Genomic DNA, 21925 nt, shown 5'->3' on the forward strand with positions numbered 1-21925 from the left:
GCCGCGAGGCGGGTTGTTTTATCCTGCCGGTTGTTCACTCGGCGACTCTGCGGAGGCCGCTTCTACCGCCAGCCCACCTTTCACCACCACACACGGTATCGCCAGCTCAATCTCTTCTGCCGCCAGCTGCTCCATAATGCGGATATTGATCTCCTGCTGAATATCCATATAGGTGTTGTAATCCGCTGAATTCACAATATGCACCACTTCAAAGTTCAGCCGGTCGGTACCGAAGCCGAGGAAGTGAGCGCGATCGAAACGGGTATTGCCTACGTCGGTAATGATGGTTTTCACCATCTCGCCCACTTTGCGCAGCTTATCCGGCGGCGTGGTGAGCGCGAGGCCAAAGGTGAAGACGATACGGCGCGTCTGCATACGCTTATAGTTATGCAGCGTTTGCTGCAGCAGGATGGCGTTGCCGCAGACAATCTGCTCCCCGCTCAGGCTGCGAATACGTGTGGTTTTAAGCCCAATATGCTCGATGGTCCCGGCTACGTCGCCGAACACCACAAAGTCACCGATCTCAAAAGGCTTATCGAAGCCGATGGAGAGCGAGGCAAAAACATCGCTCAGAATGGTTTGCACCGCCAGCGCAATGGCGATACCGCCTACCCCGAGACTCGCCACCAGCGCGGTAATATTGACACCGACGTTCGCCAGGATCGACAGCAGCATCATCGTCCAGAGCATCATGCGCAGCAGCAGACCGGCAATCACCATGGTGACCGGGTTTTTACTGGTATTAGGGGAGTACATCAGGTGGCGCATCCACGAGACCACGCCCTGATCAAGCCAGAGCGCAATCTGGATCGCCAGCACTAAAAACCAGGCGTGCCCGAGGGTGTTAAAAAGATGATCGGGAAGGTCGACGAAGCGCAGGCTGAAAAGTAACGCCGCCACAAAGAGCAGGAATTTGCTGGTGCGCCTGAGCATATCCACCACAACATGCTGCAACGTGCCAACACCGCCCTGCTTTTCACTCCAGTTATGCGCGCCTTTCAGCACCATTTTCAGTAAGTGGGTAAAGAGCCAGTAGACCACCAGCGTCACAATCACCACCGTACCAAGGCCAATCCAGAATGAGGGCAGCATTAAGATGGATATAAAGTCAAAACGTGACAAAAACGTCATCCTTCCTCCTTATCAAAAAGATCAAGCAAGAAGTATAGACGCTCTGACAAGCCTGACTGCGGACAAAAAAATACCGCTCCGAAGAGCGGTATGAGTAAGCAGTGAATCTTACAGCGCTTTGAGAATGGCATCGACGCTGGCTTTGGCATCGCCAAACAACATCTGCGTATTCTCTTTGAAGAAGAGCGGGTTCTGAACGCCGGCGTAACCGGTGTTCATGGAACGTTTAAAGACAATCACGTTTTGCGCTTTCCACACTTCCAGCACCGGCATACCGGCGATGGGGCTGCGCGGATCGTCCTGCGCCGCCGGGTTAACGGTATCGTTAGCACCGATGACCAGCACCGTGTCGGTATCGGCGAAATCATCGTTGATCTCATCCATCTCCAGCACGATGTCATACGGCACTTTCGCTTCCGCCAGCAGCACGTTCATATGGCCCGGCAAACGCCCGGCAACCGGGTGGATACCAAAACGCACTTTCACACCGCGGGCGCGCAGTTTTTCGGTAATTTCCGCCACCGGATATTGCGCCTGCGCCACCGCCATGCCGTAGCCGGGGGTGATGATCACCGAGTGGGAGTTCTTCAGCAGCTCAGCCGTCTCTTCAGCATTGATTTCACGGTGCTCGCCCGCTTCCTCATCGCTGCCGCTGGAGGAGCCATCGGTGCCAAAGCCACCGGCAATCACGCTGATAAAGGAGCGGTTCATCGCCTTACACATAATGTAGGAGAGGATGGCCCCGGACGAGCCGACCAGCGCACCGGTAACGATCAGCAGGTCGTTGCTGAGCATAAAGCCCGCCGCCGCTGCCGCCCAGCCGGAGTAGGAGTTAAGCATCGATACCACGACCGGCATATCCGCCCCGCCAATCGACGCCACCAGATGCCAGCCAAATACCAGCGCGATGATGGTCATCAGCAGCAGCGCCAGCACCTGCAGACCGACGCTGTCGGTACGCACGAAGACCAGCAGCAGCACAAAGGAAACCACCAGCGCGGCGAGGTTCATTTTGTGACGATTCGGCAGCATCAGCGGCTTCGAGGAGATCTTCCCGCGCAGCTTACCAAACGCCACAATTGACCCGGTAAAGGTGACGGCGCCGATAAAGATACCGATAAACACTTCGGTGAGATGAATATTGACCAGTACCGGATCGATGCCCGGGTTGTGATCGAGATAGCTGTTGAAGCCCACCAGCACCGCCGCCAGGCCGACAAAGCTATGCAGTACCGCAACCAGCTCTGGCATTTCGGTCATTTCGACACGCTTCGCCAGACGTATACCGATTGCGCCCCCGATGATCATCGCCAGCAAGATCCAGGCGACGTTGCCGGCATCCGGACCAAAAATGGTCGCCACCAGCGCGATCGCCATCCCGGCGATACCGAAGTTGTTACCCTGCTGGGAGGTTTCATGCTTTGAAAGCCCCGCCAGGCTGAAAATAAACAGGATCGCGGCAACAATGTATGCAGCTGTAACTAATCCACCAGACATTTGTTACCCCTTAGTTCTTCCGGAACATTTTCAGCATGCGCTGAGTGACGGTGAAACCACCAAAAATATTGATACTGGCAATCAGCACGGCGATAAAGCTGAAGAAGCTGACCCAGCCGCCGTGCCCCATCTGTAACAGCGCCCCGACCACAATAATGCCGGAGATGGCATTGGTGACCGACATCAGCGGTGTATGCAGCGCATGGGACACGTTCCACACTACGTAGAAGCCCACGACGCAGGAGAGCGCAAATACGGTGAAGTGACCGAGGAACTCTTTCGGTGCGACATCGGCAAGCCAGCCAAACAGCACAATCGCCAGCGCCATCAGCGCATATTTACGCCACGGTGAAGCGGGTGTTGGCTCCTCTTTCGGCGCAGCGGCTGCAGCTTTCGGTGCGGCCTGAGGCTGGGCTGAGACCTGAATCGGCGGTGCAGGCCAGGTCACTTCGCCTTCACGCACGACCGTGACTCCGCGCACCACCACGTCGTCGAAATTAACTACGATGTTGCCATCTTTCTCAACGCAGAGCAGTTTCAGCAGGTTAACCAGGTTGGTGCCATAGAGTTGTGAGGCCTGAGTCGGCAGGCGGCCCGGAAGATCGGTGTAGCCAATCACTTTGACGCCGTTGGCGGTCGTAGTGACCTGGTTCGGCACGGTATATTCGCAGTTGCCGCCGTTTTGCGCCGCCAGATCGACGATAACGCTGCCCGGCTGCATGGCGTCAACCATCTCGCGGGTGATCAGTTTCGGTGCCGGTTTGCCCGGAATTAATGCCGTAGTGACGATAATGTCGACCTCTTTCGCCTGAGCGGCAAAGAGTTCCATCTCCGCTTTGATAAAGGCTTCCGACATCACCTTCGCATAGCCGTCGCCGCTGCCCGCCTCCTCTTCAAAATCAAGCTCAAGGAACTCGGCGCCCATACTTTGCACCTGCTCCTTCACTTCTGGACGGGTATCGAACGCGCGGACAATGGCACCAAGGCTGTTAGCCGCACCAATGGCGGCAAGACCGGCAACGCCTGCGCCAATGACCATCACTTTGGCTGGCGGTACTTTACCGGCGGCGGTGATCTGCCCGGTGAAGAAGCGGCCAAACTCGTGGGCGGCTTCGACAATCGCACGGTAACCGGCGATATTTGCCATCGAACTCAGCGCGTCCAGCGACTGCGCGCGCGAGATACGCGGAACGGAGTCCATCGCCATTACCGTGACGTTGCGCGCCGCCAGCGTCTCAATCAGCGCCGGGTTTTGCGCAGGCCAGATAAAGCTCACCAGCGTTGTGCCCGGATTGAGCAGCGCGATCTCTTCCTCCAGCGGCGCGTTGACTTTCAGGATCACATCCGAATGCCAGACATTATCCCCCTCGACGATGGTGGCGCCCGCCTGGGCAAACGCTTCGTCGTCAAAACTTGCCAGCTTGCCCGCGCCGCTCTCAATCGCGACGGTGAAACCCAGTTTACATAGCTGCTCGACCGTTTTCGGCGTCGCGGCCACGCGGGTTTCATTGGCCAACCTCTCTTTAGGTACACCAATACGCATAGTTTTCCCTTCCATCGGTTTTAGTTGATGGTTTGTCCGTTTCTCGCGGCGGCTTATTAACGCCGTGCGGAAAATAAAACAGTAACAAACTTTCTATAACCTACTGAAAATAACGCCTGCGATCCACCGTAAGAAAAGCGAAATGCTGCACTAATCCGTGAATATTAAGCGTTGAAGCGGGCTGGCAGGGTTATTTGACTTAAATTAACGTGGAAAGGCTGATATTCCGCTTAAGCGAAGCGGCAAAACATGATTTATCTCCGTCCCACCGTCCCTTTTAACATTACATTAACTTTAAAAAGTCATAACCTTTACCGCTTTTGCTGGTCAAGGGTCTATTTTTTCAACATATCACTAAAGGTTATCGTTTATCCCCCTGGCCGCGCACACTCTGTAAAAAATGACGCAGACAGTCGCGCGGTTTAAATGCAATAATCACCGACGTTTTATCAATAACAACTTATGGTTTGCGCAAGGCGAAGGATTATTTTTATGAAGCTCAACTACACCCTCCTGGCGTCAGCACTTCTGTCCGCAACCGCGTTTACGGCTAACGCTGCGACAGAGTTAACACCGGAGCAAGCCGCTGCGGTGAAGCCTTACGATCGCATCGTGATTACCGGACGTTTTAACGCGATTGGCGATGCGGTTAACGCCGTCTCCAAACGCGCAGATAAAGAGGGCGCAGCGTCCTTTTATGTCGTTGACACCTCTGATGCCAATAACAGCGGCAACCAGCGCGTGACAGCCGATCTCTACAAAGCTGACGCGGCAAAAGCAGACAAGCCGACCTATCGCGTCATCAATGGCGTAACCGAATATCCAAAAGATAAAGCCATTGCGCTTGAGCCTTACGATACCGTGACGGTTCAGGGCTTCTACCGCACCCAGCCTGAAGTGAACGATGCCATCAGCAAAGCGGCGAAAGCCAAGGGCGCTGATGCGTTCTACATCGTGCGCCAGGTTGATGCCAACCAGGGCGGCAACCAGCTGATCACTGCGTTCATCTATAAAGCCAATGCGAAAAAACGCGTGATTCAGAGCGCAGACGCTATTCCGCGTGACTCCGACGCGGGCCGTGCCGCGCTGGCGAAGGGCGGTGAAGAAGCGAAGCGGGTTGAAATTCCAGGCGTCGCGTCTGATGCCACCGCAGGCGTTGGCGTTGGTCGCTTCTTCGAAACGCAATCCTCTACCGGCGGTCGTTACAGTGTCACGCTTCCGGACGGTAAAAAAATTGAAGAGCTGAATAAAATCACCGCCGCGCAGATGGTGCCTTTCGACAGCGTTAAGTTCACCGGCAACTATGGCAACATGACCGAGATCTCCTATCAGGTCGCCAAACGTGCCGCCGCGAAAGGCGCGAAGTACTATCACATCACGCGTCAGTGGTCTGAAAGCGGCAACAACATGACCATCAGCGCTGATCTCTATAAATAAGGCGACGCGCAGAGAAAAGGCGGCACAGAAAGCCGCCTTTTTTTTCGGTTTTATCTACTTTTTCACAAAATACCCCTCGCCCTCATTGCATGCCCTGACGACTCTCCGTAAAATTCCGCGCCTAGTGATATCCACCATATTTATGCGCTCCGGCAAAATAATTATTCTGGATGAGTTGCTTTTTTGACAGGATAACAATGGAAAAGAAACTTGGCCTTAGCGCTTTAACTGCGCTGGTCCTAAGCTCAATGCTTGGCGCGGGCGTCTTCAGCCTGCCGCAAAATATGGCGGAAGTCGCCAGCCCCGCAGCGCTGATTATCGGCTGGCTGATCACCGGCGTCGGCATCATTCTTCTCGCCTTCGCCATGCTGATCCTGACCCGTATCCGCCCGGATCTTGATGGCGGCATCTTCACCTATGCCCGCGAAGGCTTTGGCGAGCTGATCGGTTTCTGCTCCGCCTGGGGCTACTGGTTATGCGCGGTGATCGCCAATGTCTCCTATCTGGTGATCGTCTTCTCTGCCCTCAGTTTTTTCACCGACAGCCCGTCGTTGCGGCTGTTTGGCGATGGCAACACCTGGCAGTCGATTGTCGGAGCTTCCGCGCTGCTGTGGATTGTTCATGCGCTGGTGCTGCGCGGCGTGCAAACCGCGGCGAGCATCAACCTGGCAGCAACGCTGGCGAAACTGGTCCCGCTGGGGCTGTTTGTTGTGCTGGCGGCGCTGGCCTTTAACCTCGATAAATTTTCCCTCGATTTCAGCGGCGTGGCGCTCGGCGTGCCGGTCTGGGAGCAGGTAAAAAACACCATGCTGATCACTCTGTGGGTGTTTATCGGCGTGGAGGGTGCGGTGGTGGTCTCTGCCCGCGCGCGTAATAAACAGGATGTGGGCCGCGCGACGCTGCTGGCGGTGCTGGCGGCACTGACGGTCTACCTGCTGGTGACGCTACTCTCCCTCGGCGTGGTTGCGCGTCCGGAGCTTGCGGAGATGCGTAATCCGTCCATGGCCGGGCTGATGGTGAAACTGCTGGGCAGCTGGGGCGAAGTGGTGATCGCAGCGGGGTTGATTATCTCCGTGTGCGGCGCCTACCTGAGCTGGACCATTATGGCCGCGGAAGTGCCGCTGCTGGCGTCAACGCATAAAGCCTTCCCGCGTATCTTCGCGCATCAGAACAAACAGAGCGCGCCGGCGGCCTCGCTGTGGCTGACCAATGCCTCCGTGCAGATCTGCCTGGTGCTGATCTGGCTTACCGGCTCGGATTACAACACCCTGCTGACGATTGCTTCAGAGATGATCCTCGTGCCCTATCTGCTGGTTGGGGCCTTCCTGCTGAAAATCGCGCGTCGTCCGCTGCACCGCATGGTCGCCGTCGGAGCCTGCCTCTATGGCTTATGGCTGCTCTATGCCTCCGGCCCGATGCACCTGCTGCTCTCGGTGGTGCTCTATGCGCCTGGTCTGCTGGTCTTTATCTACGCCCGCAGCACCCATAGCGAAACCGTCTCGCTGATGCAGCGCGAAAAGGTACTGATTCTCCTGCTACTGGTGGCCGCCCTGCCGGCCACCTGGATGCTGGTGCGCTGAGCTCAGTGCAGGCGACTCCAGCAGTAAATTAACAGCCAGGCGCTGAGGCTCCAGCAGAGTACCGCACAGCCCAGCGCCGGCCCTACCCGCATAAAAGCGGTGAAGTACCAGAGCGAAAGCAGATAGAGAAAGTAAGGGATGATCGCCCACATGCCAAAGAGGATGGTAGTGCGCAGCGCTTCGACACCGCGTTCGGAGGCGACAATATAGTGCGCAATCATCGCAAAGGTGGGAAAGAGCGGGATCAACCCGGCTATATAGTAGTTTTTTGTCTTCGCCAGCAGACCAATCAGCACCACCACCAGCGCGCCAATCGCTGCTTTCATCAGCAATCCCATCATTTTTCCTGTTAACACTTCAACAACATAGACCGCCAGCATAGCGGAAGCGCGTTCGTTTAGAAAAGAGTAATGGCAGGTTCTATCAAGGCGGTGTATGTTGACGTTTTTGTTCATCATGATGGCTTATGAATAAGATCGTTTTTGTGGAAGACGACCCGGATGTGGGTGCACTGATTGCCGCATACCTTGGCAAACACGATATGGATGTGATTGTCGAGCCGAGAGGCGATCGCGCTGAAGAGGTGATCGCGCGGGAGCAGCCGGAGCTGGTGCTGCTCGATATTATGCTGCCAGGCAAAGATGGCATGACCCTGTGCCGCGATCTGCGCAAACAGTGGAACGGCCCGATTGTGCTGCTGACCTCCCTTGACAGTGATATGAACCATATTCTGTCGCTGGAGATGGGCGCCAATGACTATATTCTGAAAACCACCCCTCCCGCCGTGCTGCTGGCGCGCCTGCGGCTCCATTTACGCCAGCGCAGCACAACGGCCGCCGAGCCTGCAGTCCCGTCGCTGAAACAGCATAAAACCATTACCTTCGGCACGCTGTCGATTGACCCTGTTAACCGCCAGGTCCTGCTGGCAGGCGACGAGGTGGCGCTCTCGACCGCCGACTTCGATCTGTTGTGGGAGCTTGCCACCCACGCGGGGCAAATTATGGATCGTGATGCGCTGCTGAAAAACCTGCGCGGCGTCAGCTACGACGGGATGGATCGCAGCGTGGATGTGGCGATTTCGCGCCTGCGCAAAAAGTTGCTCGACAGCGCCACGGAGCCCTATCGTATAAAAACCGTCCGTAACAAAGGCTATCTGTTTGCTCCCCATGCGTGGGACAACTGAAACCCGTAACCAGGTGTCACGATGAAAAAGCTGTTCGTCCAGTTCTACCTTCTGCTGTTCGTCTGCTTTCTGGTGATGACGATGCTGGTGGGTCTGGTCTATAAATTTACCGCCGAGCGCGCCGGTCGCCAGTCTCTTGACGACCTGATGAAAAGCTCGCTCTACCTGATGCGCAGCGAGCTGCGCGAAATCCCGCCTCATGAGTGGGCAAAGACTTTAAAAGAGCTGGATCTCAACCTCTCTTTCGATCTGCAGGTCGAGCCGATGAATAAATTTACGCTTGAACCGGCGGCCGCACAGCGTCTGCGCGAAGGGGATATTGTCGCGCTTGATTCGGAATACACCTTTATCCAGCGCATTCCACGCAGCCACTATGTGCTGGCGGTTGGGCCGGTGCCCTATCTCTTTTTCCTGCATGAAACGCGGCTGCTGGATATGGGGCTGATGGCGCTGATTGCTATCTCGCTCGCCTTCCCGGTCTTTATCTGGATGCGCCCCCACTGGCAGGAGATGCTGCGGCTGGAATCTGCCGCCCAACGCTTCGGCGAGGGTCACCTTGAGGAGCGCATCCACTTTGACAGCGCCTCCAGTTTTGAACGACTCGGCATCGCCTTCAACCAGATGGCGGACAATATCAACGCCCTTATTGCCAGTAAAAAGCAGCTGATTGACGGCATCGCCCATGAGTTGCGCACGCCGCTGGTCAGGCTACGTTACCGGCTGGAGATGAGCGATAACCTCAGCGAAGCGGAGCACACCGCGCTGAACCGCGATATCGGGCAACTGGAGGGGTTGATTGAGGAGTTGCTGACGTATGCCCGTCTCGATCGTCCACAAACTGAATTGCAGCTGACGACGCCGGATCTGCCCGCCTGGTTCAGTAGTTATCTTGACGATGCGCGCAGCATGAACCCGCAGCACAGCTTGCTGCTCGACTGCCAGGTGGGCGACGGGTATGGCGCGCTCGATATGCGCCTGATGGAGCGCGTACTCGATAACCTGGTGAATAATGCGCTGCGCTACAGCAAAGGAACTATCAAGGTAACGTTACAGCGCCAGGGTGCGCTTGCCAGCATGATGGTAGAGGATGATGGCCCCGGTATCGCACCGGCGGAACGGGAACGCATTTTCGAACCCTTTGTGCGCCTCGACCCGAGCCGCGATCGCGCCACCGGCGGCTGCGGCTTAGGGCTGGCAATTGTCCACTCCATCGCCCAGGCCTTTGGTGGCAGCGTCAGCTGCGAGGAGAGCGATCTTGGCGGCGCGAAATTTACCTTTCAGTGGCCTGTCTACCATCACCTTCCGCTTCCTGTCTGACCGTAAACGCACAGTGGCTTATGCCCGGCTCCTGTGCTATAAACCATAAGCATGTTGTAACTACAGGAGTAGAAAATGGCCGCGTTAGATCTGATTGACCGCCTGAACAGCACCTTTCGCCAGCTGGAGCATGAGCTGGCGGCGCTAAAGGCTGAACTGTGCGAGTGCCGCCTGATGGTCGCGCGCGTCTTTACCCTGCCGGAGATTGCCAAAGGTGCCGAGCACGATCCTCTTCCCACAATTGCGGTGAAGCAGCATATCGGCAAAGCTGCGGCCAGCCTCGCACTCAATCACTACACTCACCTCTTTATTCAACAGCAGTCGGAAAACCGCAGCAGTAAAGCCGCCGTGCGGCTGCCCGGCGTGGTCTGTTATCAGGGGAGTGAGGCGATGTTGCAGGCGCTGGAGGCGCGCATTACCACCATTAATACGCTTAAGCAGGCGTTTGAAAAGATCGTTACGCTGGAGTCCGGGCTGGCACCCACTGCACGCTTCGAGTGGGTACACCGTCATCTGCCGGGGCTTATCACCCTTAATGCTTACCGCACGCTGACGCTGCTGCGTGCACCGGCGACCATCCGTTTCGGCTGGGCGAATAAACACATTATTAAAAATTTCACCCGCGATGAGGTGCTGGCGCAGCTGGAGAAGAGCCTGCGATCACCGCGCGCGGTGGCAGGCTGGAGCCGCGATGAGTGGCTGGCGCGCGTTCAGCAGGAGTACAACGATGTCGCCGCCCTGCCGCAGAAGGCACGATTGAAAATCAAACGCCCGGTGAAGGTGCAACCTATCGCCCGCGTCTGGTACGCTGGCTCGCAAAAACAGGTGCAGCACGCCTGCCCGACGCCGATTATCACGCTGATCTCTGAAGAGAATGGCGGCGCGGTGCCGGACGTTGGCGAACTGCTGGACTACAACGCCGATAACGTTCAGCACCGCTACAAACCACAGGCGCAGCCCTTAACGCCGATCATTCCCCGGCTGCACCTCTACGTGGCGGATTAGGCAGGTTTCATACTGCCGACCATCGATTCCGGCCGTACCCAACTGTCGAACTCGGCTTCCGTCAGGTAGCCGAGCGCCAGCGCGGAAGCTTTCAGCGTCAGCCCCTCTTTATGCGCCTTCTTGGCAATCTCCGCCGCTTTGTCGTAGCCAATGTGGGTATTGAGCGCAGTCACCAGCATCAGCGACTCATTCAGCAATTGATCGATACGCTCCCGATTCGGCTCAATGCCAACTGCACAGTGCTCATTGAAGCTCTCCATGCCATCTGCCAGCAGGCGAATCGACTGCAGAAAGTTATGGATCACCATCGGGCGGAAGACGTTAAGTTCAAAGTTACCCGACGCCCCGCCCATATTGACCGCCACATCATTGCCCAGCACCTGGCAGCAGAGCATGGTCATCGCTTCGCACTGGGTCGGGTTAACCTTGCCCGGCATGATGGAGCTGCCCGGCTCGTTTTCCGGGATCGAAATTTCGCCAATCCCGCAGCGCGGGCCGGAGGCGAGCCAGCGCACATCGTTGGCGATTTTCATCAGCGACGCGGCAAGCCCTTTTAGCGCGCCGTGCGCATGCACCAGCGCATCGCAGGTCGCCAGCGCTTCAAATTTATTCGGCGCGGTAATGAACGGCTGCTGCGTAAAGCTTGCCAGCTCTTTTGCCACCCGCTCAGCATATTCCGGATGGGTGTTGAGCCCGGTGCCCACCGCCGTGCCGCCAAGCGCCAGTTCGCCAAGATGCGGCAGGCTCTGTTCGATATGTTTAAGATTGTGCTCAAGCATTGCCACCCAGCCGGAGATCTCCTGGCCCAGAGTCAATGGCGTTGCATCCTGCAGGTGAGTGCGGCCAATTTTGACGATATCGGCAAAGGCGGTCGCTTTTTCACTGAGGGTCTTTTTCAGCACCTGAAGCTGCGGGATGAGCTGTTCGCGTACGCCAATCACCGCCGCGACGTGCATCGCCGTCGGGAAGACATCGTTGGAGCTCTGGCTCTTATTGACGTCATCATTGGGGTGGATTTTGCGCGCCATACCGCGCTCGCCGCCGAGGATTTCGCTGGCGCGGTTTGCCAGCACCTCATTCATATTCATGTTGCTCTGCGTGCCGGAACCGGTCTGCCAGATCGCCAGCGGGAACTCATCAGGGTGTTTCCCGGCCAGCACTTCATCGGCTGCCGCCATAATCGCGCGCGCCTTCTCTTCCGGCAGCAGGCCCAGATCCTGGTTCACTTTCGCCGCCGCGCGTTTGGTCAGCGCCAGGGCGTGGATCAGCGAGACCGGCATCTTCTCTGTTGAGATACGGAAATGCTCGAGCGACCGCTGGGTCTGCGCGCCCCACAGCTTATCTGCCGGGACGTCAATCGCGCCCATCGAATCTTTCTCACTGCGATGCGTTGTCATTACTCTCTCCTTGGGTACAAAGTGATAGGGTTTTCGACTGGCTCACTTGCAAACAGGTAAAAGTATTGATGCTTTTTAGAATGTTGTTGTGAAGTTCGTGCTTTTAATCAGATATGACTGACAATTAGGGGAAAAAGCCGCCCCGCAGGGCGGCTTACACTATTTCAGGCAGCTGGCGCACTGGCCAGACTGGATCTGCTGGAAGAAGTCATTGCCTTTGTCATCCACAAGGATAAACGCCGGGAAATCCTCCACCTCAATTTTCCAGATAGCTTCCATACCCAGCTCCGGGTAGGCGACGCACTCCAGTTGTTTAATGCTGTTCTGCGCGAGAATTGCCGCCGGGCCGCCGATGCTGCCGAGGTAGAAACCGCCATGTTTCGCGCAGGCATCCGTCACCTGTTTGCTGCGGTTGCCCTTCGCCAGCATGATCATACTGCCGCCCTGGGATTGCAGCTGATCGACGTAGGAGTCCATACGCCCCGCGGTAGTTGGGCCAAGCGATCCCGACGCGTACCCTTCCGGGGTTTTTGCCGGGCCGGCGTAGTAGATGGGGTGATCTTTTACGTACTGCGGCAGATGCTCGCCGCTCTCCATCAGCTCTTTCAGTCTGGCGTGGGCGATGTCGCGGGCGACGATAATCGTCCCGGTCAGCGACAGGCGCGTGGAGACTGGATATTGCGACAACTGTGCGAGGATCTCGCTCATCGGACGGTTGAGATCGACTTTAACCGCTTCCCCCTCACCCGCCTGGCGCAGTGCTTCAGGGATGTATTTGCCGGGATTCTGCTCAAGGCGCTCCAGCCAGATACCGTCGCGGGTAATTTTGCCTTTAATATTGCGATCTGCGGAGCACGACACACCCATGCCGACCGGGCAGGATGCGCCGTGGCGCGGCAGGCGGATCACGCGAATATCGTGGGCGAAGTATTTGCCGCCGAACTGCGCGCCGAGGCCGAGGTTACGCGCCTCCTGCAGTAACTCCTGCTCAAGCTGAACATCGCGGAATGCCTGGCCGTGCTCGTTACCCTGAGTCGGCAGCGCATCATAATATTTGGTCGACGCCAGTTTGACGGTTTTCAGCGTCGCTTCCGCAGAGGTTCCGCCAATCACAAAGGCGATGTGGTACGGCGGGCAGGCCGCCGTGCCGAGGGTGCGCATTTTTTCTACCAGATAGTTTTTCAGCTTCGCCGGGGTAATCAGCGCTTTTGTCTCCTGGTAGAGATAGGTTTTGTTCGCCGAGCCGCCGCCTTTGGCGATAAACAGGAACTTATATGCCTCACCGTCGACGCTGTAGAGATCGATCTGCGCCGGCAGGTTGGTGCCGGTATTGACCTCTTTGTACATATCCAGCGGCGCGTTTTGCGAATAGCGCAGATTATCTTCGGTGTAGGTGTTGTAAACGCCTTGCGCCAGTGCGGCTTCATCGCCGCCGCCGGTCCAGACACGCTGCCCTTTTTTACCCATGATGATGGCTGTGCCGGTGTCCTGACAGGTCGGCAGAATGCCTTTGGCGGCGATCTCCGAGTTGCGCAGGAACTGAAGTGCCACATATTTATCGTTTTCGCTTGCCTCCGGGTCGCTCAGAATATCCGCAACCTGCTGCTGATGCGCCGGGCGCAGAAGGAATGAAGCATCATGGAAGGCGTGCTGTGCCAGCAGCGTCAGCGCTTGCGGCTCGACTTTGAGAATATCCTGCCCCTCAAACTGGGCAACGGAGACATGGTCACGGCTTAACAGATAGTATTCGGTCTCATCCTCTCCGAGAGGGAAAGGATCCTGATAACAGAAGGGTTTGTTCGACATTGTTCTCTCACTTACGGCACGATGTGGTTATTGTTCAGGCAGGAGATCCCTCAGCCTGTGTTAAAGCGAGTCGCCATATCCTACACAAATTTTTAACAAAAACTGAGACTAGTACGACTTTTTACCCTCACTGATTACTTCCGTCGGGTTTGTTGCTTTAATGGCGCGATAACTTTTCCTAATCAAAAAGGGCTTGATAATGCAAAAACTGATCAACTCCGTGCAGAACTATGCCTGGGGTAGTAAAACTGCGTTAACGGATCTCTACGGCATCGCCAATCCGGACAATCTGCCAATGGCCGAGTTGTGGATGGGCGCACACCCGAAGAGCAGCTCAAAAGTGCAGGACGAGGCAGGTCAAACCCGCGCGCTGCGCGAGGTGATCGATGCTGATAAGCATCGCCTGCTCGGCGATGCCGTGGCTGAACGCTTTGGCGAACTGCCGTTCCTGTTTAAAGTGCTGTGCGCTGACCAACCGCTCTCCATCCAGGTTCACCCGAACAAGAAAAACTCAGAGCTGGGCTTTGCGAAAGAGAACGCGGCCGGTATCCCGCTGGATGCCGCAGAGCGCAACTACAAAGATCCCAACCACAAACCGGAGCTGGTCTTCGCCCTCACCCCCTTCCTGGCGATGAACGCATTCCGTGAGTTCTCTGACATCGTCTCTCTGCTGCAACCGGTCGCCGGTGCGCATCCGGCCATCGCCCACTTCCTGCAGGACCCGGGTGCCGATCGCCTGAGCGAGCTTTTTGCCGCGCTGCTTAACATGGAGAACGAGGAGAAATCCCGCGCGCTGGCAGTGCTGAAGTCGGTGCTTGATAAAGAGCATGGCGAGCCGTGGCAAACCATTCGCACCATTGCGCAGTTCTACCCGGATGACAGCGGCCTCTTCTCACCGCTGCTGCTAAATGTGGTCAAACTTAACCCCGGCGAGGCGATGTTCCTGTTCGCGGAAACGCCGCACGCCTATCTGCAGGGCGTAGCGCTGGAGGTGATGGCCAACTCCGATAACGTGCTGCGTGCCGGGTTGACGCCGAAATATATCGATATCCCGGAACTGGTGGCGAACGTCAAATTCACGCCGAAAGCGGCAGATGAGCTGCTGACGCAACCGGTTCGTGACGATGCCGCGCTCGATTTTCCGATCCCGGTCGCCGACTTCGCCTTCTCGCTGCACGATCTCTCTACCCACGAGACGCAGCTTGCGCAGCAGAGCGCGGCGATTATTTTCTGTGTCGAAGGTGAAGCGGTGCTCAGCAAAGGTGAGCAAACGCTGGTGCTGAAAGCGGGCGAATCGGCATTTATTGGCGCGGAGGAGTCGCCGGTCACCGCAAGCGGCACCGGGCGGGTCGCGCGCGTGTTTAATAAAATCGACTAAGTTACTGAAGTTTTAAGCAACTATTGCTAAGCTTTAGCGAACTTCATTCGACAGTCCAGGCGGTTTGCACCGCCTGGTTTCTTTTTCAGGGATAAGCGCTATGAAAAAAACGTTGGTTGCCGCCGGGGTTATTGTTGCATTAGGTGTCGTCTGGGCAGGCGGAGCCTGGTATACTGGGAAACAGCTGGAAGGACGTCTGGGTGAGATGGTGAGCCAGGCAAACGCCCAGATCAAACGCAGCGCGCCGGACGCCAATGTTGAGCTTTCGGCGCAGGATTACAAACGCAGCCTCTTCTCCAGTACCTTCACTCTGCAGGTCAAGCCCATCGCGGGCACCACCAGCCCGTGGCTGAAGCCGGGCCAGAGCGTGGTTCTGCATGAAAATGTCGACCACGGCCCCTTCCCGCTGGCACAGTTGAAATCCTTCAGCCTGACACCGGCGATGGCCTCCGTGCATACGCAGCTGGTCAATAATGACGTCACTAAGGCGCTGTTTGAGATGGCGAAAGGCGAGTCACCGTTTGTCGCCGAGACGCGCATTGGCTACGCCGGTGATACCCGCAGCGACATCAACCTGCGCGCGCTGAATTTCGAAAAAGAGGGTGAAAAAGTTGCTTTCGGCGGCGGTAATTTCCGCGTCAGCGCTGATAAAGAGGGCAATGCGGTTGCGGTGAGCGGCGAAGCGCAAAGCGGCCTGGTCGATACGGTTAACGAGTTTGGCCAGAAAGTGCAGCTCTCCTTTAATCACTTCAAAACCGATGGCTCCAGCGAAATCAGCGCGTTTAGTGAGCGCACCGGCAGCCAGAAGATGAGCCTTGATAAACTTGCTATCTCCATTGAGAACAAAGAGATGGCGATTCTTGAAGGGATGGAACTTACGGCGAAATCGGACGTGGCGGACGATAAGAAAAATATCAACAGCCAGGTCGATTACACCCTCAACAGCCTGAAAGTACAGGGGCAGGATCTCGGTAACGGCAAGCTGACGCTGAAAGTTGGCCAGGTTGATGGCAACGCCTGGCATCAGGCCACTCAGCAGTATGATGCGCAGATCCGCGCCCTGATGGCGCAGCCCGATATTGCGCAGAACCCTGAGCTGTACCAGCAGAAAGCGACCGAAGCGTTTCTCAGTGTCGTGCCGCTGCTGTTGAAAGGCGAGCCGGTCATTACCGTTGCGCCGCTGAGCTGGAAAAATGCGAAAGGTGAATCGACCTTCAACCTCTCTCTGTTCCTGAAAGATCCGACAAAAACCGCTGACGCACCGCAGACGCTGGCGCAGCAGGTTGACCGCAATGTGAAATCTCTCGACGGCAAACTCTCCATTCCGGTAGATATGGCCACCGAACTGATGACGCAGGTGGCGAAACTGCAAGGGTATCAGCAGGAGGATGCGGCGAAACTGGCTAACCAGCAGGTGAAAGGCCTGGCGGCCATGGGTCAGATGTTCCGCATCACTACTCTTGAGAACAACACCATTCTCACCAGCCTGCAGTATGCCAACGGTCAGGTGACGCTGAACGGCGAGAAGATGCCGCTGGAGCAGTTTGTCGGTATGTTTGGCCTGCCTTCACTGCAACCGGCCGTACCGGGTGAAGCGGTTCCACCCGCTCCGCCGGCCATCCCGCAGCAGTAAGCGAAACGCCCCTCAAACGAGGGGCATTTTTTTACGCTCACCCGGAAGATATATCCTTTTGAAACCCCCTTTTCCCTTCCCTATCTATTTCTTTCAGTTATTATTAGCCAGCAAAATTCGGGGCTGCTGAATGCTTCGTAGCGCGAGGCTGATAACCGAATCAGTCCATTGATACAAAGAGATTCTTTTGGCATTTAGCCCGTTGAAGAGAGGACAGTCGTGAAAGGTTTCCAGGGTAAAGGTCCGGATGAGAGTGCGTTCTTCCCGCCGGGTTGCACGCCCTCACAAGAGGAGTTGTTAGGCGAAATTGTGATCGAGCTTTTACGTGAGAAAGGCCAGGTCAGCCGACAGAGTCTCTGTATCAAACTGGCGACGCGTCTTGATAACGCCAACGATCCGTTAACAGAAGCATGCTATGGCAACTTGCTGAAACTTATTTTCACCAGGAAACTGAACGCGTAATTTCCATAATTTTAATTAATGAGCTATAACGTTCAGCATAACGTTACTAACATGCTTACCGGAAACCTGTAAACGGTGCAGCAAATGTGTGAGGCAGAATGAGTAAAAATGAGTCGGATAAGCTTGTAGATACGGTCATGGGCGAGGCGGTACTGGCCCTGCTTGATTCAGATGATGATGTCTCTTTCGATGCGCTGATTGGGCAACTGCAAGAGTCCCTGATGAGCGAAGTTGACAGCACACGACGTAAAGCGCTTCAAATCGCGATAAGCGGTATTCACCACTATAAAACCCAGCCGGCTTCACGCGGGCGCAAAAGTAACTTACAGGTTAGCCGCCTTAAGAACCGGCTGCCCTTATCAGGCCCGGGCATCGATAATAAAGCCCGCAAGCACTGATTTTTCCAGCAACATCTCTTCATCAGGTCTGGCGTTCCCTACCGGACCCTATTTTTCATCCTTCTATTCAGACTTGCTTCGCATGTTTCCTTAAATGCACAGTGGATTTGATCTGGCCCACAGGCATAGAAGAGAAAGTCACCAGTGCAATAAGGGAGAATCATTGAACGACGATGTGCAAGTTCAACCCGCAGAGATCCATGAGGCTATCGGCTTAGCTGCCAGCTACCTTATGCATTCTCAACGGCCTGTGAAACCCAGTAACCTCATAATGGTGCTGCGTGCACAGAGCAGTATAACCACCGATCCCAGAAAAAAGCGCGTGCTCGATGCCGCCCGGCAGCTTATCCTCGACAGGATAACCTACTCCGCCTGATATCATGAAAACGCCTTCGTCTACAGGGAAGGCGTCTTCGTTAATAAATTGCTGCCGGTTTACCTGTCGTCCGGCCTCTTCTGCACCACCCTCTCTAATGCCTTGCGATAGATCTCCAGCATTGCGGAATCGTCTTCTGTCTCCAGCAGCCTGACCAGCGCCAGGATGAGATGTTTATGGGCCACGTCGCGCTGCTGCAAACGCAGGTTTGCAAGGATGGTGTTAATCACCTGCTTTTCAGCCTCGTCAACATCCACGTTCACGCCAAAAAAAGCGTTGAGCTGCTCTTCTGCGATTGTCGTCTGCATAGTCATCCTGAAAAGAGATATGAATAGCTGGCCTCCGCATCATGGCTGGAGGACGTAATTTTGCCACTAAAAATAGTCGTGGTTTTCGGCCTTCGCAACAGGATATATAAAATTTTCTCATCCATTTGCCAAAGCTGGAAAACACCTCGCAAATCGCCCTCTATCTTGTTGAATTCCTAATTAAGATGGTCAGGATGATTAGCTGTGCCGCCAGCGCCAGAAACCTGATACAACGCTATGCGCAGAGTCAGGAAACCTGCCGTTCGCTTACTTTAATGAGGAGTTGTTATGACGGGTAAAAAAAGTTCGGGCAATGCCGTGTGGGTTTTTTTTCAGCAGCTGGGCCGCACCTTTATGTTGCCGGTCGCGCTGCTCTCCTTCTGCGGCATTATGCTGGGTATTGGTAGCTCGCTAAGCAGCCGCGATGTGATTACGCTGCTGCCACTGTTAGGGCACCCGTTACTGCAGGCGATCTTTATCTGGATGAGCAAAATAGGCGCGTTTGCTTTTACCTTCTTACCCGTCATGTTCTGTATTGCCATCCCGCTGGGTTTAGCGCGGGAAGAGAAAGGCGTCGCCGCCTTTTCCGGCTTTGTCGGCTATGCGGTGATGAACCTGGCGGTTAACTTCTGGCTCACCGCGCAGGGCATTTTACCGACTACCAACGCAGCCGTGCTCAAGGCGCATAACATTCAGAGCGTGCTCGGCATTCAGTCAATTGACACCGGCATTCTCGGCGCGGTGATTGCGGGGGTGATCATCTGGCGGCTACATGAGCGTTTTCACACCCTGCGCCTGCCGGACGCGCTGGCCTTTTTTGGCGGCACGCGTTCCGTCCCGATTGTCACCAGTGTGGTGATGGGCATTGTCGGCCTGCTGATCCCGCTTATCTGGCCCTGGTTTGCGCTCGGCATCAGTGGCCTCGGGCAGCTTATCGATCGCGCGGGCGACTTCGGGCCGATGATCTTCGGCACCGGCGAGCGGCTGCTGCTCCCCTTCGGCTTGCAGCATATTCTGGTGGCGCTGATTCGCTTTACCGACGCAGGCGGCACGATGGAGGTGTGCGGCCATCAGGTGAGCGGCGCGCTGACCATCTTCCAGGCGCAGCTTGGCTGCCCGCAGACGCACGGCTTTTCTGAGAGCGCGACGCGTTTTCTCTCACAGGGAAAAATGCCCGCATTCCTGGGCGGGCTGCCCGGCGCGGCGCTGGCGATGTACCACTGCGCGCGGCCGGAAAATCGCCATAAGATCAAGGGGCTGCTCATCTCCGGCGTTATCGCCTGTGTGGTCGGCGGCACCACCGAGCCCATCGAATTTCTGTTTCTTTTCGTCGCCCCGGTGCTCTATCTGATCCACGCTCTTCTCACCGGCCTGGGCTTTACTACCATGGCAATGCTGGGGGTGACAATTGGCAATACCGACGGCAATGTGATTGATTTCATCGTTTTCGGCGTCCTGCACGGGCTCGCGACCAAATGGTATCTGGTGCCGCTGGTCGCCGCCCTCTGGTTTACTGTTTACTACGCTCTGTTCCGCTTCGCCATCACCCGTTTTGATCTGAAAACACCCGGCCGCGAGCCGCAAACGGTTGAGAGCGAGCAAAGCGCAATGCCAGAGGCGGCGGGCCGCTCCGGATATGACGTCCCGGCCTTGCTTGCCGCCCTTGGCGGGGCGCAGAATGTGCAGAGCCTGGATAATTGCATTACCCGCTTACGCCTGTCGGTTGGCAGCATGGCGCAGGTCGATGCCGCCGCGCTGAAAGCCCATCGCGCCCTCGGCGTGGTTAAGGTCAACGACTCTCACCTGCAGGTAGTGATTGGGCCGCAGGTGCAGTCGGTAAAAGATGAAATGGCGCAGCTCATCGCGGCGGCGCAGGTACAGACAACCCCAGAGGCAGAGTAGATGAAACGCGACGTTTCTTTTGATTTTTCCACGCCGGTCGATCGCCACGGCACCTGGTGCACACAGTGGGACTATGTGAGCGACCGGTTCGGCCGTGCCGATCTGCTGCCTTTTACCATCTCGGATATGGATTTTGCCACCGCGCCCTGCATTCTCAACGCGCTGCAAACCCGGCTCGAGCACGGTGTCTTCGGCTATAGCCGCTGGCAGAACGACGACTTTCTCGGCGCTATCAAATTCTGGCTTGCCAGCCGTTTCGACACCCGCATCGACTGCGACGCCCTTGTCTACGGCCCCTCGGTTATCTGGATGATTGCAGAGACGATCCGCCAGTGGACGCAGCCAGGCGACGCTATCGTGGTCCACACGCCTGCTTATGATGCATTCCCGAAGATGATAAGCCACAACCAGCGTCGGCTGTTGACGGTGCCGCTGCATCAATATCACGGTAGCTGGGTATGCGATATGACGCAGCTTGAAGCGGTGCTGGCGCGCGCCGAGAGCAAAGTTCTGCTGCTCTGCAGCCCGCATAACCCGACCGGCAAAGTGTGGACACACGAAGAGCTGACGGCTATCGCGCTGCTGTGCGAACGCCACCAGGTGAAGGTAATAAGCGATGAGATCCATATGGATATGGTCTGGGGAGCGCAGCAGCATATTCCGTGGTGCAACGTCGCACGCTCGCCCTGGGCACTTTTCTCCTCGGCGTCAAAGAGTTTCAATATTCCGGCATTGACCGGCGCATGGGGGCTGTTTGGCGACAAGGCGTCACGTGAGCGCTATCTCGAAGCGTTAAAAAACGCTAACGGCTTATCCTCACCCGCAGTGCTGTCAGTGACGGCCCATGTTGCCGCCTATCGCGAAGGGGGCCCCTGGCTTGAGGCTCTGCGCAGCTATCTGCGCGCGAATCTGACTTACCTTGCCGCTACCCTGAACGACGCCTTTCCACAGCTGCGCTGGCAGCCGCCGGAGTCGACCTATCTGGCGTGGATCGATCTGCGCCCGCTGGGGATTGATGATGACCAGTTGCAAACAAGGTTGATTGAGGAGCAGCAGGTGGCGATTATGCGCGGCGATATCTATGGGCCACAAGGGCGCGGGTTTATTCGCCTCAACGTCGGCTGCCCGCGTGAAAAACTGCAGGAGGGAGTAAAAAGGCTGATTGCCGCGCTGCGATCATGTTAGCCTGTGGCGAAATATATCAAGGGAGTGAATGATGGTCTGGGGCGTGTCGCTGATTTACTTTATTCTCGGTTGGATCTTTTTTACCCGCACGTTCCGCTTCTATGCGCTGGTGTCGAGCCTGTTGCTGGCCATTGCGCTGCACAATGTGCTGCAGAGCAGGCTTTTGGTGATCCTCTATATCGCTATCCTGGCAGGCGTGTTTTTCGCCCTGCTTTTGCTTAAACGTAGTCCGGACAAAAAGGGCACGCTCTATTTTTCACTGCCCTGCTGGCTCCTGATCGCGACGGTGTTGATCAACGTCTTCTTCTGAGAGCATAAGCGGTACCAGCCCGCTTTACGCTGGCATCAGCAAGTGTATGCTTTTCCACCGCCCCTTCGCACCCTCCT

19 protein-coding genes are annotated in these 21925 nt (G+C 56.2%); 12 read left to right on the plus strand and 7 right to left on the minus strand.

Annotation, left to right across the window (positions count from 1 at the left end; genetic code table 11):
• Positions 1-18: 18 nt before the first annotated feature.
• From PU683_RS14390 to pntA, 3 genes are all read right to left on the minus strand, one after another.
• The gene (locus PU683_RS14390; protein WP_277172598.1) at positions 19-1131 is read right to left on the minus strand and encodes a mechanosensitive ion channel family protein; all 1113 of its coding nucleotides are present in this window, start codon (positions 1129-1131) and stop codon (positions 19-21) included.
• Positions 1132-1239: 108 nt separating this feature from the next.
• Complete coding sequence (pntB, locus tag PU683_RS14395; protein ID WP_277172599.1) at positions 1240-2628, minus strand: Re/Si-specific NAD(P)(+) transhydrogenase subunit beta; 1389 nt, start codon at positions 2626-2628, stop codon at positions 1240-1242.
• Between the two features lie 10 nt (positions 2629-2638).
• Complete coding sequence (gene pntA, locus PU683_RS14400) at positions 2639-4171, minus strand: Re/Si-specific NAD(P)(+) transhydrogenase subunit alpha (RefSeq protein WP_277172600.1); 1533 nt, start codon at positions 4169-4171, stop codon at positions 2639-2641.
• Positions 4172-4663: 492 nt separating this feature from the next.
• Between pntA and ydgH the strand changes: the two genes are divergently transcribed.
• Together ydgH and PU683_RS14410 are read left to right on the plus strand one after the other, a co-directional pair.
• Positions 4664-5608, plus strand: coding sequence for a DUF1471 family protein YdgH (gene ydgH, locus PU683_RS14405; RefSeq protein WP_277172601.1), 945 nt, complete (start codon positions 4664-4666; stop codon positions 5606-5608).
• A gap of 197 nt (positions 5609-5805) precedes the next feature.
• Positions 5806-7188 (plus strand): amino acid permease, encoded by a 1383-nt coding sequence (locus PU683_RS14410; protein ID WP_277172602.1) that lies wholly within the window; start codon positions 5806-5808, stop codon positions 7186-7188.
• Between the two features lie 2 nt (positions 7189-7190).
• On the opposite strand, the gene PU683_RS14415 is transcribed toward PU683_RS14410, so the two are convergent.
• Complete coding sequence (locus PU683_RS14415) at positions 7191-7526, minus strand: GlpM family protein (protein ID WP_277174297.1); 336 nt, start codon at positions 7524-7526, stop codon at positions 7191-7193.
• A gap of 128 nt (positions 7527-7654) precedes the next feature.
• Here PU683_RS14415 and rstA point away from each other — a divergent pair, with 128 nt between their 5' ends.
• The 3 genes from rstA (at position 7655) to tus (ending at position 10693) form a co-directional block, all read left to right on the plus strand.
• A complete protein-coding gene (gene rstA / locus PU683_RS14420; protein WP_277172603.1) occupies positions 7655-8371 on the plus strand; it encodes a two-component system response regulator RstA in 717 nt (238 codons plus the stop codon).
• Positions 8372-8392: 21 nt separating this feature from the next.
• The gene (gene rstB / locus PU683_RS14425) at positions 8393-9688 is read left to right on the plus strand and encodes a two-component system sensor histidine kinase RstB (protein WP_277172604.1); all 1296 of its coding nucleotides are present in this window, start codon (positions 8393-8395) and stop codon (positions 9686-9688) included.
• A 75-nt stretch (positions 9689-9763) separates the two neighbouring features.
• The gene (gene tus / locus PU683_RS14430; RefSeq protein WP_277172605.1) at positions 9764-10693 is read left to right on the plus strand and encodes a DNA replication terminus site-binding protein; all 930 of its coding nucleotides are present in this window, start codon (positions 9764-9766) and stop codon (positions 10691-10693) included.
• Here the strand turns inward: tus and fumC are convergent.
• Positions 10690-12090, minus strand: coding sequence for a class II fumarate hydratase (fumC, locus tag PU683_RS14435; RefSeq protein ID WP_200579500.1), 1401 nt, complete (start codon positions 12088-12090; stop codon positions 10690-10692). The two genes, tus and fumC, sit on opposite strands and share 4 nt — an antisense overlap.
• Positions 12091-12249: 159 nt before the next feature.
• Positions 12250-13896, minus strand: coding sequence for a class I fumarate hydratase FumA (gene fumA, locus PU683_RS14440; RefSeq protein ID WP_277172606.1), 1647 nt, complete (start codon positions 13894-13896; stop codon positions 12250-12252).
• Between the two features lie 199 nt (positions 13897-14095).
• Here fumA and manA point away from each other — a divergent pair, with 199 nt between their 5' ends.
• The 4 genes from manA to PU683_RS14460 all read left to right on the plus strand — a co-directional run bounded on the left by manA (position 14096) and on the right by PU683_RS14460 (position 17767).
• Positions 14096-15274: a mannose-6-phosphate isomerase gene (manA, locus tag PU683_RS14445; RefSeq protein WP_277172607.1), complete on the plus strand. Its 1179-nt coding sequence runs from the start codon at positions 14096-14098 to the stop codon at positions 15272-15274.
• Between the two features lie 100 nt (positions 15275-15374).
• Positions 15375-16907: a YdgA family protein gene (locus tag PU683_RS14450; protein WP_277172609.1), complete on the plus strand. Its 1533-nt coding sequence runs from the start codon at positions 15375-15377 to the stop codon at positions 16905-16907.
• A 219-nt stretch (positions 16908-17126) separates the two neighbouring features.
• Complete coding sequence (locus PU683_RS14455; RefSeq protein WP_277172610.1) at positions 17127-17369, plus strand: biofilm development regulator YmgB/AriR family protein; 243 nt, start codon at positions 17127-17129, stop codon at positions 17367-17369.
• Between the two features lie 98 nt (positions 17370-17467).
• Positions 17468-17767 (plus strand): hypothetical protein, encoded by a 300-nt coding sequence (locus PU683_RS14460; RefSeq protein ID WP_277172612.1) that lies wholly within the window; start codon positions 17468-17470, stop codon positions 17765-17767.
• A 435-nt stretch (positions 17768-18202) separates the two neighbouring features.
• Here the strand turns inward: PU683_RS14460 and PU683_RS14465 are convergent, their stop codons facing one another.
• On the minus strand, positions 18203-18451 hold the full coding sequence (locus PU683_RS14465) for a biofilm development regulator YmgB/AriR family protein (RefSeq protein ID WP_277172614.1): 249 nt from the start codon (positions 18449-18451) through the stop codon (positions 18203-18205).
• Between the two features lie 288 nt (positions 18452-18739).
• On the opposite strand from PU683_RS14465, the gene malX reads away from it, so the two are divergent.
• From malX to PU683_RS14480, 3 genes are read left to right on the plus strand one after another with little or no spacing between them, the layout of a single operon-like run.
• Positions 18740-20353, plus strand: a complete 1614-nt coding sequence (malX, locus tag PU683_RS14470; protein WP_277172616.1) for a maltose/glucose-specific PTS transporter subunit IIBC — start codon at positions 18740-18742, stop codon at positions 20351-20353.
• Positions 20354-21538, plus strand: coding sequence for a MalY/PatB family protein (locus PU683_RS14475; protein ID WP_277172618.1), 1185 nt, complete (start codon positions 20354-20356; stop codon positions 21536-21538).
• Between the two features lie 28 nt (positions 21539-21566).
• Complete coding sequence (locus tag PU683_RS14480; protein WP_277172620.1) at positions 21567-21848, plus strand: hypothetical protein; 282 nt, start codon at positions 21567-21569, stop codon at positions 21846-21848.
• Positions 21849-21925 lie beyond the last annotated feature (77 nt).

It is taken from the genome of Candidatus Kosakonia sp. 282A-S69 (assembly GCF_029433855.1).
Classification (GTDB): domain Bacteria; phylum Pseudomonadota; class Gammaproteobacteria; order Enterobacterales; family Enterobacteriaceae; genus Kosakonia; species Kosakonia cowanii_A.

What these genes read in the sequence shown, in the direction of transcription:
- PU683_RS14415 (WP_277174297.1), bottom strand. Translation starts at nt 7,526, where the DNA reads ATGGGATTGCTGATGAAAGCAGCGATTGGCGCGCTGGTGGTGGTGCTG.
- PU683_RS14410 (WP_277172602.1), top strand. Translation starts at nt 5,806, where the DNA reads ATGGAAAAGAAACTTGGCCTTAGCGCTTTAACTGCGCTGGTCCTAAGC.
- PU683_RS14475 (WP_277172618.1), top strand. Translation starts at nt 20,354, where the DNA reads ATGAAACGCGACGTTTCTTTTGATTTTTCCACGCCGGTCGATCGCCAC.
- malX (WP_277172616.1), top strand. Translation starts at nt 18,740, where the DNA reads ATGACGGGTAAAAAAAGTTCGGGCAATGCCGTGTGGGTTTTTTTTCAG.
- ydgH (WP_277172601.1), top strand. Translation starts at nt 4,664, where the DNA reads ATGAAGCTCAACTACACCCTCCTGGCGTCAGCACTTCTGTCCGCAACC.
- PU683_RS14480 (WP_277172620.1), top strand. Translation starts at nt 21,567, where the DNA reads ATGATGGTCTGGGGCGTGTCGCTGATTTACTTTATTCTCGGTTGGATC.
- PU683_RS14460 (WP_277172612.1), top strand. Translation starts at nt 17,468, where the DNA reads ATGAGTAAAAATGAGTCGGATAAGCTTGTAGATACGGTCATGGGCGAG.
- PU683_RS14390 (WP_277172598.1), bottom strand. Translation starts at nt 1,131, where the DNA reads ATGACGTTTTTGTCACGTTTTGACTTTATATCCATCTTAATGCTGCCC.
- PU683_RS14450 (WP_277172609.1), top strand. Translation starts at nt 15,375, where the DNA reads ATGAAAAAAACGTTGGTTGCCGCCGGGGTTATTGTTGCATTAGGTGTC.
- fumC (WP_200579500.1), bottom strand. Translation starts at nt 12,090, where the DNA reads ATGACAACGCATCGCAGTGAGAAAGATTCGATGGGCGCGATTGACGTC.
- pntA (WP_277172600.1), bottom strand. Translation starts at nt 4,171, where the DNA reads ATGCGTATTGGTGTACCTAAAGAGAGGTTGGCCAATGAAACCCGCGTG.
- fumA (WP_277172606.1), bottom strand. Translation starts at nt 13,896, where the DNA reads ATGTCGAACAAACCCTTCTGTTATCAGGATCCTTTCCCTCTCGGAGAG.
- manA (WP_277172607.1), top strand. Translation starts at nt 14,096, where the DNA reads ATGCAAAAACTGATCAACTCCGTGCAGAACTATGCCTGGGGTAGTAAA.
- pntB (WP_277172599.1), bottom strand. Translation starts at nt 2,628, where the DNA reads ATGTCTGGTGGATTAGTTACAGCTGCATACATTGTTGCCGCGATCCTG.
- rstA (WP_277172603.1), top strand. Translation starts at nt 7,655, where the DNA reads ATGAATAAGATCGTTTTTGTGGAAGACGACCCGGATGTGGGTGCACTG.
- PU683_RS14465 (WP_277172614.1), bottom strand. Translation starts at nt 18,451, where the DNA reads ATGCAGACGACAATCGCAGAAGAGCAGCTCAACGCTTTTTTTGGCGTG.
- tus (WP_277172605.1), top strand. Translation starts at nt 9,764, where the DNA reads ATGGCCGCGTTAGATCTGATTGACCGCCTGAACAGCACCTTTCGCCAG.
- rstB (WP_277172604.1), top strand. Translation starts at nt 8,393, where the DNA reads ATGAAAAAGCTGTTCGTCCAGTTCTACCTTCTGCTGTTCGTCTGCTTT.